Genomic DNA, 17368 nt, shown 5'->3' with positions numbered 1-17368 from the left:
ATAAATTATTAAAATTAAAAGTATCGGAATTATCTTTTTGATTAGCTATTTTTATTCATTGTTCTATTATTTCATATCCAGCTTTATAATCTTTATATGCTTGTCCATAAGAAATTAAAGCGGGGGTGTCTTACTTCTTTTGGTTTTCCGCGATTATTATCGGTTTCAGAAAATAATTTACCGTCATTAATTAAGGTTTGGATTTCATTATTAATGTTATTTAAAGTTAATTTAAGGGTACAAAATTCTTCTAAAAAATCAAGTTTAATAATATCTAAAATAACATTTTTTTCTTTTAAAAATCGTTTATATTTATTTATTAATTTTTCTTTATCTTTTTCTCAATTTAAAAGGTTTTTTTGTTGGTTTAAGTTATTGTTTTCTTTTGTTAAAATGCTTTCATTTTTTGTCAAAAAAGGGGCATTTTTTGTTAAATTTTGGCTATTTTTTGCTTGTTTTTTGCTATTTTTTAACTCATTCATTTATAAAAACTCCTTTATTTACGGGGTTTTTTATTATTTTTAGTATAAAAGTGCGGTTTTTTTCAAAATTAAAAAAAGTGTACACGGAACCCCACCACATCGGAACCCAAAAAGTCCTTATTTTAAAGGACTTATAGGGGGGGTATATAAGTAAAATAAAATTAATATTTATATAACTAATTACACCGTGATGATAGCGTCATTAGAATTATTTGTCAAATAAAAAACAACAAAATTAAATGTTGTTTTAAATAAATTAACTATATTTTTTATAAGAATGATTTTCTAATTTTATTTATAAATATAAAAACTTGGTTTTCAATTATAAAATTTTATAGAAGAAACATAATTTTTATTTCGAGTATAAAAGTTAATAGTGTAAATAATATTTTCTGGTACTTGTATTCATTTATTATTATTTTTAATACAAATATTACTATTTTCTTTTAATTTAATTTTTGAAATACCATGAACAAATCTATAATTAAAATCTTTTTTTTCCAAAAATATATCTATAATTTCTAAATTTTCGATAAATATTGGTTGAGAAAGAAATGTTTCTTTTTTCTCTTTTAATTTATTAAAGATTGTTTCTTTATCAACTTTATTTATATATTCAATATTTATTGTAGTAATTTTTTCTTCTAAACTTGGTACTTTATTTTTATTATTTGGCATCATTGCCATTAATGGTGTTACTCCAGCAGTTAATAATGTAAATGAACTTAATAATCCTAAAATTTTTTTCATATATATCATTCCTTTATTTGTATTGTAAAGATGCAAGTAGGTAATTCCCAACCTTGTTAATATGATATTATACCTTTTATTTTAAAATGCAATATTTTTTCAAAAAAAAATAACTTTTTTAAATATGAGTTAATATTTAAGCACGACAAAAAGAAAAGTTTGCTACAAATATATAATTTATATTTAAAAAAATTAAATATTAATATTTTGTAAAAATACCTCTTTGGAGGATAATCAACCTAAACTCGGTCGCGGTTTTTCATTAATAATTTTCATAACTTTATTAATTTCTTTTTGAGTAACAGTATTAAAATCAGTTCCTTTAGGTAAATATTCTCTAATATCTCTATTTATTCTTTCAACTTTTGCTTTTTGTGTCGGAGTTCCAGCATCACAAAAATAAACATTAGCATTAGTAATTTTTTCAATTTCTTTTCATTTACTAAATTCTTTACCTTGATCTGTAATAATTCCTTTTATATTTATCTTATAAAGTTTATTTCTAATAATACTTTTAAGAGCTTTATTAACCTCTTCTGAATTATGTTGATTTAATTTAAAACAAATCGTATATAAACTTTTTTCTTCGGTAATAGTTAAACAAGCAGATTGATGTTCTTTTCCAACAATACAATCCATTTGAAGTCAACCAAAAGTTCCCTTTTCATGTTCTGCTTCATCAATAAATCTAATATTAGTTAATTGACCACGATCATCTTTTCTCTTTTTTGTTTTATATTTTTTACCTTTAAATGGTAATTTTTTCTTAATTTCATTATTTTCATCATCAAAAACTTTATGATCAATATATTTATAAAGTGTCACATGTGAAAATGGAAACTTTTCATTATATTTTTTTTCATATTCATAAATAATTAATCTTGGTGAATAAATTTTTTTACTTAAAATTTCTCTTACATAATTTACAACTTTTGTTGAAATTGTAGTACATTTAATAGATTTTTTTCTTTTCTTTTTATAATCATCATTTGCTTTTTCAGGATTATATTCTTCACCAAGTCTTTGAGCCTCTAATCTAATAGTATTAGGACTTTTATTCATTACTTTTGCTATTTTAGAATAATTAGATGTACCATTTTTCTTTTTAAATGTTTCTGATATTAAATATTCTTTTAACTTATATCTTTCAACAAGACTAAAATGTTTATATTTTTTCTTGTTCATAAGATTAAACCAACCTTTCTGAAAATATTTTTATCATAAAATTTAAAATTTTGTTGACATTTTATTAAAAGATGTTAGGATGGTGATGTAATTTAATACAAGTAGGATTATCCAACCTTAAATCTCTTGTTTAAAAATTACTAAAAATGAAGACTTGAAAAAGTCTTTTTTTATTTTACTTTTTTATATTTTTTTGTAGAATGGTGATGACAAAAGAGGTAAAAAAGATGGCAAAAGTAGATAAAAAGTGATGAATAATGGCAAATTTAACAAAAATAAAGCAAAAATTAACAAAATTTGATGAATATTGTAAAGAAAATAATATTAAACTTGCCACAAAAGAAACCTTATTAATCTTTTGTAATTTAGAAGAAGATGAATATAATACCTTAAAAGACACTAATTTATTAGCATTTAATGAACTTAAAATGAAAATACGAATATTAGAAAATGATATAAAATTACATCTCTTAAACAAAACTAAGGGGGGTGTATCTGTATATGCTCAGTATTATGGTCGTGAAAATGAAACTGAAATAAATTATGCTCCCCCAGTGATTAATATAGATAAAGGAAGAGATATATAATGGCAATGTTATATGAATATAGCTATCTTAATAAGATAGTAGTTAGTTTATTAAAAAATACAGAATATATTGCAGATGAGATTAATTTAGCAGGTAGTCGGAAAGCGGGTAAAACATATTCTATTGATGAATTAATAGCATTATTAAGTTGTGGTGTGTTGGCAAATAAAGATAAAAAAAATAGTAATATATGGTTTTAGATTAAATAGTGCTGATACTGCTGAAATGCAACAAGATATTCAAGATGCATTAGATAAAATAGGTTTAATTCTTAATCCTACTAAAAAATGAAAAGGTGGTCATTATCAATATAATGCTAGGTTTAATAAACCTACTTGATTATTTCCTAATGGTAGTTTTATTAAATTACAAGGAGCAAGAAAAAGTAATTCATCGCAAGTATTAGGTAAAGGAACAGCACGAGCAAATGGTGCTGATTTATGTATTATTTGATTAGAGGAAGCAAATGAATTTAGTAAAGCAGAAAAAGAAGCAATTATGCAAGCAGTTCGTGATTATAAAAAAATGATATTAATTACAAGTACTAATCCTGATAGTATTTATCAGGATCATATTGATTATTTAAATAAATTAATGCCATTTAATCGTAAAGAATTAGAAAGTAATGGTGAGCAAATATCTAAATTAATAGTGCCAGTCTTAGATCCTAAAACAGGTCAAAAAGCATATGATAAAAAAGTAATTAATCATTATACTAATTATTTAATTAATAAAGATAATTTAAATTATGATGAATTAATGAAATTATATGAATTAAAAGCAGAATGACCTAAAAAATATGAGGTTTGAGGAATTGGAATGCCAGGTGCATTAGATGGTAGTATTTTTGCTAATTATTTATTTAGTAAATTATATGATTTTGAACCAGTTAATTTTAGAGCAGGTTTAGATTTAGGTTATGCTGAATCACCATTAGGACATGCTACTCATGCAATTTTAATGGGAATAGATAAAGATTATAAAAAAATGGCACCATTAATGGAATATAAACATAGTAATGCTGAAATGGTACAAAAAGATATAATGAAAGTTTTACATGAAATAGTACATTTTTATATAATATGTGCTACACAATGAAATGATTTATATAATGGTTTAGAAATAAATGTTGATACTGGTGGTGGTCATTTAGTAGAGGTTGATACATTAAATAATATTAGACGAAAGTTTTTCCCTGATGCTAATTGATTAAGATTTAAACCAGTTAATAAAGAAATATGATATAGAACTGATAGAATTGATGCTATAATCATCCTGCTAAATAAGAATTATTTACAAATTAGTCAAAGATTAACACCAGAATTATTTAAAGATATGTTAAAAATGGAATGAAGAAAACCGCCAGCAAATAAATCTACTTATAAATTAGAAGATAATAAATTATTTGATGATGGTTTCGATGCTATGACTTATGCTGTTATGGATATAATGGAATATTTTATAAAAACATTAGATAATCCATTTTTAATAAGTAAACAGTTTGGAAAGCGAGGTTAAAATTATGGCAAAAAAACAAATTAAAAGAAATGTTGAAAAAATGCGAATGGATAAAAATATTTGTTGAATGATAATTGATGGTAAAGAGTGTTTTAAAAAAGTAAGTAAAAATTGAAATGGTATTGGTGTTCCTGCTTGTGAAGAACATACTAAAATATTTCAAGAATTAATGAAAGAAACTTATGATTATGGTGTAAATAATCAAAAAGAATATTTAGATCAATATGAAAAAGGTTTTAAAAAAGGTATTGAAGAAACTAGAAATGAAATTAAGAAAAAATATCCACAAGTTTACAAAAATTAAAATGATGGTAAGATGGTGACGATAGTTTTTGAAATTTTCTATAAAAAAATAATGGAGGGATTAAAGTATGTCAAACTTTAAATATGAATATAAAGAAAATATGACACAAGATGAAATTAATGCTTTATTAGAACAAAAAGAAAAGCAAATATTATCTAATGTCTTACCAAGTGTAGAAACTCGTATTAAAACTGAAACTGAAAAACAATATGAAGAAAAAATTAGTAATTATCAGTCAAAAATAAAAGAATATGAGTTATCACAAGTACCACAAGAAAATCGTAAATTAGTTGAAGAACTATTAAATAGTGGTAAAGATATGGAATATGTTAAAACTAACTTTAAAGATTTAATTGAGAAAAAACCACAATTAGATATGAAAAACCTAATGAATGGTGGAATTCAAATTAAAGATGAAAATATGTTTATTGAAGAATTATCACAAAAAATTAAAGAAAATTTACAAGATAATCATAATATTCCTATTAATGAAAGAATTAAAAAATTAGTTCAAAAAGAATACCAGAAAGGAAAATAAAATATGGCATCAATTATAGAATTACATGAAGGGTTTGTTATTGGTAATGGAGTAGCAAATTTAACAAAAGAAGGACATTTATTATTATCAGCACAAGAAATGCGAGTAAAAAATATTTTAACTAATCCTGATTATTATACATTTCATCGTTTAACAGCAACAGCACAATCAAGTCCTAATATGGAAAGTGCAGATTATGCAGTAGCAATTTATACAATTCCAGAACGATTATTTTATGGTGATAGTGAATGAAATCATGAAAAAGGAAATCCAAAACAAAATCAAAATGCTAAGCGTGGTCGTTTAGTAATTGATCATACAATTGGATTAAAAACACAATGAAGACGATATGATTTAGATCGTTTAAAAAATACTGATCCATCATTACGAGGAGAATTAGTAGCAAAATGAACTGGTTCAATTACAGAAAATATGATGTTTAATTTAGAATTATACTTTTTAAAAGGTGTAATTGATAATTATATTGCTAGATCAAAATTTAATCCTGATTATGCTTTTATTTATGATACAAGTACAATTAAAACTCAACAAGATGCATTAGATTTAATGTATAAATTAGCACATCGTATGACTGATGAAACAAGAAAAATTAATGCATCTCAAATTGGTACAAATACTAGTGATTGAGAAATGATTTGAGAACCACATTCATATTTAGATTTAACACGAGCATATACTCAATTAATTGGTGAAAATATTTCAGCAAATACAATGGTAACAGGTACTTTATTTCAAGATAAAGTAATGGGTTATATGATTTCTAAATCATTATGACTTGGGCAAGAAATTAAACCTTTATATGGTAAAACATCAGATGGGCAATTACAAGTTAATTTAGAGGGAATGAATAGAACTCGTGGCTTTGATTTATCTATTGATGGAAAAATTGAAGGACTTGTAATTCATAGAGAAAATGCAGCAATGATTACTATTTTTACTGAAAATATTAGTTATGTTGATAATGATACACAAGAACCAGCATTTACAAGTCGTGTATTATTTTCATTACCTGCTTTAACAAGACCTGAATTAGGTTTCTTAATTGTTAAAGAAATGTTTACAGAACAAGATCAAAATGATGCCATTGCTCGTTTATGAGATAATACAAATCCAACTGGTGACTCATGACAAAAATATAATGAATTTACTGGTGAATGAGAAAATGAATTAACTTATCAATTATTAGATTATGATCCAAATTATAAAGATTTTTATAATCCTATATTTAAAACTGCAATGCAAAATACTATTAATAATATTAATAATTTAGATGTAGATCAAACAGCATTAAATATGGATGTTAAGAAAAAATATCATGAATTCTTTGGAATTACTCCATCAACTCTTGACACAGCAGAAATTAAAAAATTATTTGATAAAGTATTAGATAATAATTTAACTACATATCAAAAAAAACAAAGTTATATCATTTATGCGTTCTGCCATAATATTAAGTGATGGTTCAAGTGATTATCCAATTCAAATAAATTCAGCAGGTATTTATTTACCAGTTAATGGAATTGTAAATGGAAATATTTATTTACATATTAATGCAGGTATTATTGATAATCAAAATATTAATGATAAAAAAATATTAATTTAATGGTACAACAAAACCTTCTTTATCAACAGTTATTACAACACCTAATTTAGGTAAAATTACAATGGCTGGTGATACACCAACAACAGCAGAATTAGAAACTGCTATTAAAGTAAAAAATACTAATTATCAAAATGGAGATGCAACATTCTCTAATATTACATCTACTGGCACATTAGCAACTGGAAATCCAAATAAATATAGTGGAACAGTTTCTTTAATTTATTCAAAGTAAGTAGTGCCGTAGATATCCATGATAAAATTAAAAATGTTGATAGTTTAACAGATGATGAAATAATTAAAGGAATTATTGTACCTCAAAAAGTAGCAAGTGAAGATTTAAGACCACTTTTAAATGATAAAGTTTTAAAAGCAGTTAAAACAGTTGATGCAAGTTTAACAACAGATGATTATGATTGATGACCGTTATATTATCAAGGTTCACCATCAACTTATGATATTACTACAACAGATATTCAAGTTGATATTTATATTGCTGGTAAAAATAAAGCAACTGGTGTTTCCCAAGTTCAGTTTTATAAAGTGCAAAAAGTAAATAAAATGAGTGTTAAAAAAATTAGTTTTAGTTGAGTTGGACCTTTAAAAAAACCTTGATATAGTGATATTCCTAATTTAACTAAAAAAGCAGATGTAATTGCAGAAATGAATACTGGTATTTTAACAGCAATTCAAAAACTTAATGCTGGTTTAAGAACATCAGATTATACTGTTAATATTTTAGATTATGAACATAAAATCTTTAATGACCGTGATGAAGGTGATTTTAGTAAAGATGTAGATATTTTATACAGTTTAATTGGTACAAATTGATTAACTGATGAAACAGTAGGTGCTAATTTAACTGTTCCTGCTGCTACTAAAAAATAAAAAGGATTTATTTCCTTTTTATTTTATTTTTTGTTGTATTTATTGGGTTTTTAATTATATTAAATCCTTTTTTAATTTCATTATAAATATTGATGGTTTTTGGTTTTGATATTATTCTAGTATGTAATTTTTGATAACCTAATTTTAAATTAGTAGCATATTCTCGTTGTTGAATTAATCAATTTTTATTATCAATAAATTGATTGTTTTTATTTAACTTAGCATCTTTTGTATTATAAAAATTAGTACTATAACGATTTATTTCTTTATTTAATTCTAATAAGTTTTTATTAATTCTACTTGCTCTTAATTTAACATCACCGCCGCCTTTATTTTGTTGTGTATATATTTGTCAATTAACATATTCTCTTAATTCACTGCGTAATCATACATGTAATCACATATTTCAAAATACTGATCCTGCTCCAGTTCCATTTTTACCTATTGCTGATTTCATTGCTTGTCATACTTGGATATGTACTTTTGGATATGTATATGGCCCATATCATCTTTTTTGTTTATCATTATCTGATTGAATTAAAATAGTTAAATTACCTATTAATTTTTGTTTATTAGTTATTTGAAAAAATCCCTTTTTACATCAACTACTAGATAATATAGTTCAATTACTTTCTGTTGGTGTTAATGAATTTATAATTTCTTTATATTTATTTTTATCTAAAAAACTAATATCTTTAAATAATTGTATTTCTAAACTTTTAGGTATTTTTGCTAATAAATCACTTAATATATTTGGGTTTAAATAATATTGAATTTGTGCTAATTGATGTTCAATATCTTTAATACTTTGCAAAATTGCTTTTATTTTAGAATTCCCATATTTTTCTAATAATTTTATAATTCTTAATGCTATTTTAGGGTTTTCTAAAATACTAGTAATTAATGTTAATAATTTTCACATATTTTGACACTCTCCTTATGGTGATTATATAATGGGTGATGACAAAAAGAGGTGTAAAAATGAATAATGAAATAAATTTTAAAGAATTAAATAAACAACCTGAATATTTAAATTATTTAGAAAAAGGAAAATACCCAATATTACCAGAACAAAAATATTATATTGATATTCCTTGAATTATTGCTAATAGAAAAGCAGCTCCATTAACTATTGGACAAGGTCTAATGTTTAATTGTGATAATGATGATACACAAGATTGAATAGAAGAATGATACGAAAAAAACTATGTTTATTCTAAATTATTTCAAAATGAATTAGCAAATAGTTTATATGGGCGTAGTGTAATGTATTTATTAAAAACAGAAACTGGTGATTTAACTATTGATGTTGCTCCAATTGGGTCAAATGTTCGGATTGCTAAATATTCAGAAATAGAACAATATGCAGAAATGTGAATATTACCTGCTCAATCTGATTATATGTGATATCAAAAAGTACAATTTTATCCAAGAAAAGCAAAAATAACTTACTATACAGCAAAAGATTTAGAAATTGGTATTTGACAAACTTATGGAGAATTAGAAAGTAAATTAAGACCAGTCTCTATAATGGAATATGATACTGGAATAGATATATTGCCTATTGTTGAATTTACAAATTTACCTAAATTAGTTCAAGGTACAAAAACAACAGCAGATGCTGTACCCGATTGTTTACCTGTATTTAATTTAATTAAAGATGTACAAGATAATATTTATTATAAAAGAATTGAAAGAATTATTAATCGTACTCATTTTGTAGGACGAAAAAATACATCTCCACTTGGTGATAATGGTAATGGTGATGAAGAATTAGTACAAGCAGATGCTTTAATTAGTAGTACAGTTCAACAATATGCTATGACTGGTACTACTGGTGTTGGTTTAGTTCATGCTCAACAAAATTATACTGAAATAACTATTGATAGTGATTATTCTATGAAAATGATATTTAATGGTGCAGGTTATGAATATGATAATTTTTCAGGGAATAATTATACAAATAAAACAGAGTCATTAATGAATAATAAATTAGATATTCATACTACTTTACAAAAAAGATCTTTACGATTTCCTAAATTATATCGCTTATTTGATTATATATTTAAGCATTATAAAAAATGAGATAGTTTAGATGATAACAGTCAGAATAATGATAATTTTAGACCTTATACCTTAGAATTTATAGATATATCAATAGTTAATGAAATTACTCAATCTGAGGTAATTGATAGACAAATAAAAAATGGAACTATTACTCATGTTAGAGCAATTCATAAACAAGAAAAAGTAACAAATAAAAAAGCACGCATGATGTATGAAGAAATTAAAAAAGAACAAAAAGAACAATTAGAGCAATTAGAGCAAGAAATGAGTTATATTGATGATAATCAAACAAGAGAAGAAGATATTAAAGGAGATATACAATAATGCAAGTACCAAATATTAATAGTATTTTTAAAAACTTAAATGAAAGAATAATGGATAATAGTGTTAGATCTGATTTAACTAAATTAGATATTGATATTAAAAGTAATTATTTCTTTTTTCCATTTATTATTAAAACTGGTTTAGTAAATATTACTGATAAAGGTTTTCAACCTAATAATGGAGTACCACAAAATTTTACGCAAATGTCACAAATATTTACTGGGAAAGAGGGAATTATAGCACAATGAAAAAATGCTATTAAAATTAAATCTCGTGCTATACCTGAAATTTGAAATTATGATTTTTTACAAAATAATAAAGATTGATTTACTTATTCTATTAATGAATTTAAAAATAGTTTAACGGATAAAGTTAGTTATTTATATATTACTAGTACTGAAAAAACTTATTTATGAGATGCAACAAAACAAGTTTTTATTAATTCAGAAGAACCTGAAAATAATTATCCAGTTAATGATATTTGAGAAAAAAATTGTAATCATTCATTATGGAGCAATCCTAACCCTGGTATCATTCTCAATAATAAAGGAATGTCTAAAATTATCGCAATAATTAATTCATACAGATCTCGAATTCGCCGTTTTGTTAACTTTGCTTTTTGCTGCTTTTTCATTAAATAATAACAATCTTATAACAATTCCAATTTGAAATTTAATTTCCGGAATTTTTGTTAACTTTTTTTCAATTGCCACCGCACAACTACTACATGTTAATTCTGGCACATGAATTTTTACTACTGTCATTTTTATCATCTCCATTTCATATAGTTTCATTCTAGCACTAACGAAAAATAAACCAAGTAGTTCTTTTAAAAGAACTACTTGGTTTATTTTGTAAACCGTCCATATAATTCATTAATTCGTTTTTCATATACACTATGTAATTTCGGTTGATAATAAACCGTGCCCCGCATTTCCTTCGGAAGGTATTGTTGCGCAACATAATCATTTGGAAAATCATGTGGATATTGATAACCACGACCATTTCCTAATTTCTTTGCGGAAGCATAACTCGTATCACGTAAATGATGAGGAATTGGATAAAGGTTACCTTTTAAAACATCTTCATAAGCTTGATCTGTTGCTAAATAAGCACTATTTGATTTTTCACTTAAACACATTTCAACAATTGCTAATCCTAATGGAATTCGCCCCTCTGGTAATCCAATTTGACGAAAACTATCAATCGCTGTTTTAACATGAACCGCAATTGCTGGATTAGCTAAACCAATATCTTCATAAGCGATAATCAACATTCGGCGTAATAATGCTTCGTGATCACCACTTGCTAATAAGCGTGCAAAATAATATAAAGCAGCATTAACATCACTACCCCGAATTGACTTTTGCAAGGCTGATTTTAAATCATGATGTTCATCACCCTCTGCAAAATTAATTAAATTAGCCGATGTAGCAAGATTATTAATAATTGTCACAGTAATTTCTTCTGTGGGATATAAATTTAAACATAATTCTAATATATTAATTGCAATTCTTAAATCACCACTTGCTAATTGACAAATTAATAGTAAAGCATCATTAGTAATTGTTAGTGGCAATTTTTTCTTTGTAATTATTTTCTGTAAACCAGTTAGCATTTCATCAACAGTAATTCGTTCTAATTTAATAATATTAGCTCGTGACCGTAAAGCTGGATTAATCACAAAATATGGATTTTCTGTTGTGCAAGCAAACATAATTAGGTGTCCATTTTCTAAATACTGTAATAAAATATCTTGCCGATCTTTATTCATCCGGTGTACTTCTTCTACAATAATAATAAATCGTTCAAAATTTGCTGCTTGCTTAATAATCTTCTCTAAATCTTGTTTTTTATTAATTCCAGCATTAAAAATTGCATACTCAAGTTGTAAATCATTGGCTAATGCTCGAGCAATACTACTTTTCCCAACGCCCGGATCACCATAAAAAATTAATGAACTTGCATAATTATATTTCAACATTCGTGAAATAACACCATTTTGTTCATTAATAAGGTGGCTTTGCCCAATGATATCAGTTATTGTAGTTGGTCGTAAGACAAATGCTAATGGTTCAAACATTTTTTCGCTCCTAAATATTTTTTTACATTATAGCATAAAAAAAACTGATAATTATCAGTTTTATAATAAACCAATGCTAAACTTGGCAATATTGGTTTTGATTTTAATTCATAGTTGCTCTATGCTGACTATATTTGCTATTTTGATATGCTTGTTAATTCTTATAGCAACTTGTAACATTTTTAATAATCTAATTCTTTTGTTTTATGATGTTCTTGGCGAATAATATCATAAATATCTGATTCAAATTTTTTTGTTCCGTTAATAACTGCTAATAGTGGTTGTTCTCCAATTTTGGCTGGTAATTGTAATGTTTCTTCAAAGTAGTGATCAATTCCTTTGATTAAACCACCACCACCACAAATGGTAATTCCATTTCGGAAAATGTCTCCTGCTAATTCTGGTGGTGTTTCTTCTAACACTTGAACTGCTAAATCAATAATTCGTGATACTGGAACTTTTAAAACCTCACGGACTTCTTCTGGAGTTAATTCAATTTCTCGTGGTAATCCTGAAACAACATCGCGGCCATAAACTTTCATTTTTCGTTCATCACCATATTTTGCTAATGAACCAATTTCAATCTTAATCATTTCGGCTGTTTTAATTCCAATCTCTAGCCCATATTGAGAACGAACATATTTTAGAATTTCATCATTTAAATAATTTCCAGCAACTTTAACTGATTTTGATAAAACAATATCCCCTGAAGTAAGAACCGCAATGTCTGTTGTTCCTCCTCCCATATCAATCACTAAATTACCAAACGGTTTATAAATATCAACCCCACCACCTAAAGCAGCCATTTTAACTTCTTCTTCAACAAAAACTTTTGTTGCGCCTAGATTCATCGCAATTTTTTTTAAAGCATTTTTTTCTAGTTCGGTAATAACTGATGGACAGGCTAATAACATAATTGAATTAGCTAATTGCTTCGTAACTCTTAACCGACTAAAAATATATTTTAATTGTGCTTCTGTTGCACGAATGTCTGTAATAACTCCATCAACCATTGGCCGAACAATTTTAATTGTTTTATTTCCTTTCCCAATCATCTTATATGCTTCATTTCCGACAGCAATAATCCGATTCTCTTTAATTTTATATGCCACAATGGATGGTTCATTATAAACAATTCCACTCCCTGAAATATAAACCAGAGTGTAAGCTGTTCCTAAATCCATTGATACAAAAGTTGGCTTCTTATTATTAAATATGGCCATATCAAATCCTCCTTAGTTAATATTATAATCTTTTTTCTTAATAAAAACAATAAGTTCATTCCTAAACTAGTACTAACGAATTCGTTTTCTTTTCCGAATAATAATTATGGCAATCGTAATTTCACCACCCATCAATGGAATAATTACTGCTGGTAATATTCATGCTAAATATTTTTTAGTATTAGAATTAATTTCTTCTTCTCCTGGTTGAATTGGAACTATTGGATGGGAAGGATTATCTGAATCTGTTGGATCTGTTGGATCAATTGGGTCAGTTGGATCAACTGGTGGTTTTGAACTATCAATATTATTTAGTAATTTAAATTCAGTATAATCTTTTGTTAAATCACTAGCATTGTTTGAATATACAATTAATTCTAATTCTTTATTATGTTCAGTATTATCAATAAACTCTGTTAAAATTGCATAATTTAAATCACCTGGTGTATTGTTATGACTAATTGGATCTTCATCTGGAATACCATTTGCTGAAATTCCATAATCAGCATTTAAAGTAATCGGATATTGATAAACTGCAATACCTTTTGCTACTCATTCTTCAATTCATATTCGTAATTGACTAGGTGAGAAATCTGGAAAATTATAAGATTGATTACGAAAACGTACTTTTGAAAGATTATAAACATTATTTGGATCATAATTTTTTGAATTTTTAACTTCAACTTTTGCTGGTTCAATTAGTAATGTTGAGGTTGGAGATGCTTCAACAAATAAATTCATATACTGTGGTTGCTCAGCATTATTTAACAAATCTGCTAAAACACTGTTATTCTCTGTAATATCAATATGAGATCTTTATTATAAATTTTATAATCAATTGTATACACTGCTTTTGGTACTTTTGAAGTAATAAATTCTGCTACTTCTGCTTTAATTATCCGAACAATTTCACCAAGTTCATGTTCATTCATCTTTACAATTGGTAAGTTTTTTTCTAATTTATAATAATTATCTGGTTCTGGAATAGCAGGGATTTTTTGTGCCATAATATCACTAGTATACTCTTTTCAATATGAAACCACTTGCTCATATGTTAAAGCAAAGATTTCTTTTGAATTTAAATTTTTATAAGTAATTAAAAAATTCTTTAGATGTTTCCCATGAATAGTTGTTCAAAAATTTACAACTAAATCTGGATTATTCATAATGTCTAAGAAACGAGGATAATTATCAAAACCATTTTTCCCAATTATTGCATATTTTTCATATGTTAATTGATCATTTGTTTTTGTAATATAATGTCATTTCCCAGTTTCAGATAAATAGTGACCTTCTTGATCACTTGGAATTTGTTGCATTTTACCAGTAATACTGTTTGGATTATTTCCTTTTAAATCATCGCCAACTTGTTCTCTTGCTACATTAGCAATCTCTGGTGTATCAAAGATTTGTCGAATTCCCATACTCACTGCCGTTCCTTCAACAATATATCCCAAATCATATTCTGCTTTATTTTTAACTACTTCACCTTTTTCATTTAAAGGGTCAAATGGGAAATTATGGTCAGTTTTTCTTTTAACTCATACGATTTGGGATTTTGTTCCTGTTTCTGGATTAATTTCTGGATCATATTTTGGATTTGGTTTCCCATCAATTGTTGGGGTAATTAATTCCTTTTGATCCTTATTTTCTTTTGGATTTCAAGCATACCATTGAATTGATAATTCTGGAACTAGGTTATTAATCTCATAATCAATTTTATAACTCACATTCTGATTACCACTTTCATGAATAATTTCCACTTGATAAAGATTATTCTCTTTTGAATCCTTATCATTATTTCTTAAATCTTCCATTTTATAATTAAACTTATAGTCTAAAACAGGAACTTTAATGTCATTAACTTTTAAATACTCATTTCCATAATTTGGGGCCCCTGGTACTAGGGCATCAAATTGAACAGAAGCTGTAGTATGATATTGTCATTTTCTACCATATGTATCAGTAATTGGCGGTGAATCAGGTGCTAAAATTGATTTATCTTCAACCATTCCATTTAAGGGATCAAATTGATCAACAACTTTACCTGGAATAATATTTAACCGTTCCTTCAACTGTTTTCCCCAATAATTTCCCGAAAGTGATATTGCAACAGGTGTTTTAAATGTCCAAGTTACTGCTTCACCAGTTGATAATCGATTAAAAGCAATGACTGTTGTTATTTCATGTTTGGCATCACTAAAACTAAATGGTCGAATAAATTTTTCTCAATAAGAATATTCTTTTCCAAATCCTTGTTTTAAAACTTTATTCATTGCCGTTGTTAAATCATTCCCCTGACCTTTTGGGTCATAAATATTGCGCTCATCTTCAAGACTGCCAGAATAATCACTTGCAAACGAAAGTTTTTTTCTAAAGCATTTTTAACACGACTATAAGTTGTACTTTCACTTTCAGCATTAGAAACAACATCCATTTGATTAACAATAAAAGTTGAACGAGAATCAGCATCATATCCCCCGAATGAATGATGTCAAGCACTGTTGCCCAAAATTTTATTTTGAGGGTATTTCCATTTCATTCTCATTTAACTCTTCCTTTAGCAGAAGCAAACATTCAACCCCCTGTTCCTGATCATTCATAAAACATATACTCACCTGCTTTAGTAATATCAAATGTAAAATCATTTCGATATTCTTTATGAAGACTATCTCAATCAGAATGTGTTCGTCCATAAGGATTTTTGACAATAATTTTTTTATAATAATTTAAAAATGTGCTTTGTGTCAAACCATATTTTGTGGTATCTAGCTCATAAATATGTTCTTTTTCAACTAATTTTTCTTCGCCATCACGCACAGCAGCAGCACTAACCCATGCATAAGCTTCAACACTTACACCCGGATCAATTGTTATGGTTGGATGAGTTGGATCCATTGACATTGTTGTTTTATCCTAAATAAATGGCAATTGACTAAACTTTGCCATTAATGGATATGTTCACAAACTTATTCCAGTTAACAAAACTAAAAATACTTTCATTTTATTTCTCCATAAACCAAAAATAAAATCATATAATTATTAAATTTAATTATTTTATTTTTAACCTAGTCATTTGTCAAAATAAGATGTCCATCTACATACACGTAATTCTATCATATTCTTATCATAAAAAAAATAATTAATATTATTAATATTAATTATTTAAAATTTACTGTTTAAAAAACCTATTTTATTATTTTACTTATTTAATTAAATTTTATTTTCATTTTCTTTATTTAATTTTTCTAAAATTTCTTCACAGGTTTTAATTAAATCTTTAACTTTATTAATTTCATCTTCTCGATATGGGTCAGATGAAGTTGTCATTAATTTTAATTGTTTTTTTAAAATATCATTTTCATTTTTAATAATAGCAATTGCATTTTCTCTAATTTTCTTATCACTAAAATCACCATCAATTTCTAAAAATAAAATTTGATAATCACAATCATAGACAATTGCTTGATATTCATACATTTCAACCATATTTGCATCTATTATTTCTTGCAATTCAGAACACATTCTTGAACTACCACATATTTCCTGAATTGATTCTGATGAATTTAGTTGATCAATTTCTTTTTTTGCTTTTTCAAATAATTTTTGATTTTTTTCTTTTAGTTGCAAATAATAATTGATATCTTTTACTTCTTCTGGTGGTTCAATTGGTTTTAAATTAGGTGGATTTGAACCATAATTAAAACCTTTACATCCAAAAGTATAAATTGTTAATTGCATTGGTATACTGCATAATAAAATTCATAATACTTTTTTCATAATTTTTATCCTCTTGCT

The 17368-nt window shown here is 26.0% G+C and carries 17 protein-coding genes and 1 pseudogene; 10 read left to right on the top strand and 8 right to left on the bottom strand.

All coding sequences use genetic code 4. From position 1 onward, the window contains the following. Nucleotides 1-92 precede the first annotated feature (92 nt). The 3 genes from SCITRI_RS02660 to SCITRI_RS02650 form a co-directional block, all read right to left on the bottom strand. A complete protein-coding gene (locus tag SCITRI_RS02660) occupies nucleotides 93-482 on the bottom strand; it encodes a hypothetical protein (protein ID WP_071937116.1) in 390 nt (129 codons plus the stop codon). A gap of 291 nt (nucleotides 483-773) precedes the next feature. Beyond that, the gene (locus SCITRI_RS02655; protein WP_071937115.1) at nucleotides 774-1232 is read right to left on the bottom strand and encodes a hypothetical protein; all 459 of its coding nucleotides are present in this window, start codon (nucleotides 1230-1232) and stop codon (nucleotides 774-776) included. Nucleotides 1233-1424: 192 nt separating this feature from the next. Next, the gene (locus SCITRI_RS02650) at nucleotides 1425-2417 is read right to left on the bottom strand and encodes an IS30 family transposase (RefSeq protein ID WP_071937114.1); all 993 of its coding nucleotides are present in this window, start codon (nucleotides 2415-2417) and stop codon (nucleotides 1425-1427) included. A 227-nt stretch (nucleotides 2418-2644) separates the two neighbouring features. Here SCITRI_RS02650 and SCITRI_RS02645 point away from each other — a divergent pair, with 227 nt between their 5' ends. The 8 genes from SCITRI_RS02645 (at nucleotide 2645) to SCITRI_RS02615 (ending at nucleotide 7873) form a co-directional block, all read left to right on the top strand. Then, nucleotides 2645-3004, top strand: a complete 360-nt coding sequence (locus tag SCITRI_RS02645; RefSeq protein WP_071937113.1) for a hypothetical protein — start codon at nucleotides 2645-2647, stop codon at nucleotides 3002-3004. Further along, nucleotides 3004-3204: a hypothetical protein gene (locus SCITRI_RS02640; RefSeq protein WP_071937112.1), complete on the top strand. Its 201-nt coding sequence runs from the start codon at nucleotides 3004-3006 to the stop codon at nucleotides 3202-3204. The genes SCITRI_RS02645 and SCITRI_RS02640 overlap by 1 nt, the downstream gene beginning before the upstream one ends. 25 nt (nucleotides 3205-3229) lie before the next feature. After that, on the top strand, nucleotides 3230-4522 hold the full coding sequence (locus SCITRI_RS02635; RefSeq protein WP_071937111.1) for a hypothetical protein: 1293 nt from the start codon (nucleotides 3230-3232) through the stop codon (nucleotides 4520-4522). Nucleotides 4523-4526: 4 nt separating this feature from the next. Continuing rightward, entirely contained in the window at nucleotides 4527-4826 is a 300-nt protein-coding gene (locus SCITRI_RS02630) for a hypothetical protein (protein WP_071937110.1), read from the top strand. A 67-nt stretch (nucleotides 4827-4893) separates the two neighbouring features. Then, nucleotides 4894-5364, top strand: a complete 471-nt coding sequence (locus SCITRI_RS02625; protein WP_071937109.1) for a hypothetical protein — start codon at nucleotides 4894-4896, stop codon at nucleotides 5362-5364. 3 nt (nucleotides 5365-5367) lie between these two features. Beyond that, entirely contained in the window at nucleotides 5368-6900 is a 1533-nt protein-coding gene (locus SCITRI_RS02620) for a hypothetical protein (RefSeq protein ID WP_071937108.1), read from the top strand. A 149-nt stretch (nucleotides 6901-7049) separates the two neighbouring features. Continuing rightward, entirely contained in the window at nucleotides 7050-7220 is a 171-nt protein-coding gene (locus tag SCITRI_RS09830) for a hypothetical protein (RefSeq protein ID WP_155522079.1), read from the top strand. Nucleotides 7221-7546: 326 nt separating this feature from the next. Further along, entirely contained in the window at nucleotides 7547-7873 is a 327-nt protein-coding gene (locus SCITRI_RS02615) for a hypothetical protein (RefSeq protein WP_071937107.1), read from the top strand. Nucleotides 7874-7880: 7 nt separating this feature from the next. On the opposite strand, the gene SCITRI_RS02610 is transcribed toward SCITRI_RS02615, so the two are convergent. Beyond that, the gene (locus SCITRI_RS02610) at nucleotides 7881-8795 is read right to left on the bottom strand and encodes a hypothetical protein (RefSeq protein WP_071937106.1); all 915 of its coding nucleotides are present in this window, start codon (nucleotides 8793-8795) and stop codon (nucleotides 7881-7883) included. 59 nt (nucleotides 8796-8854) lie between these two features. On the opposite strand from SCITRI_RS02610, the gene SCITRI_RS02605 reads away from it, so the two are divergent. Beyond that, nucleotides 8855-10264 carry a hypothetical protein gene (locus tag SCITRI_RS02605; protein ID WP_071937105.1) on the top strand — a complete coding sequence of 470 codons (1410 nt, stop codon included), beginning with the start codon at nucleotides 8855-8857 and terminating at the stop codon, nucleotides 10262-10264. Further along, a complete protein-coding gene (locus SCITRI_RS10490) occupies nucleotides 10264-10905 on the top strand; it encodes a hypothetical protein (protein WP_162302544.1) in 642 nt (213 codons plus the stop codon). The genes SCITRI_RS02605 and SCITRI_RS10490 overlap by 1 nt, the downstream gene beginning before the upstream one ends. Nucleotides 10906-11111: 206 nt before the next feature. Here the strand turns inward: SCITRI_RS10490 and SCITRI_RS02595 are convergent, their stop codons facing one another. The 4 genes and pseudogenes from SCITRI_RS02595 to SCITRI_RS02580 form a co-directional block, all read right to left on the bottom strand. Beyond that, nucleotides 11112-12347 carry a replication-associated recombination protein A gene (locus tag SCITRI_RS02595; RefSeq protein WP_071937104.1) on the bottom strand — a complete coding sequence of 412 codons (1236 nt, stop codon included), beginning with the start codon at nucleotides 12345-12347 and terminating at the stop codon, nucleotides 11112-11114. 182 nt (nucleotides 12348-12529) lie between these two features. After that, the gene (mreB, locus tag SCITRI_RS02590) at nucleotides 12530-13570 is read right to left on the bottom strand and encodes a rod shape-determining protein (RefSeq protein ID WP_071937103.1); all 1041 of its coding nucleotides are present in this window, start codon (nucleotides 13568-13570) and stop codon (nucleotides 12530-12532) included. 72 nt (nucleotides 13571-13642) lie between these two features. Next, a pseudogene (locus SCITRI_RS12425) lies at nucleotides 13643-16573 on the bottom strand (Mbov_0399 family ICE element protein). Nucleotides 16574-16783: 210 nt separating this feature from the next. Continuing rightward, on the bottom strand, nucleotides 16784-17350 hold the full coding sequence (locus SCITRI_RS02580) for a hypothetical protein (RefSeq protein ID WP_071937102.1): 567 nt from the start codon (nucleotides 17348-17350) through the stop codon (nucleotides 16784-16786). Nucleotides 17351-17368 lie beyond the last annotated feature (18 nt).

It is taken from the genome of Spiroplasma citri, from assembly GCF_001886855.1.
Taxonomy (GTDB): Bacteria; Bacillota_I; Bacilli_A; order Mycoplasmatales; family Mycoplasmataceae; genus Spiroplasma; species Spiroplasma citri.
This window is presented reverse-complemented; position numbering and strand designations above follow the sequence as displayed.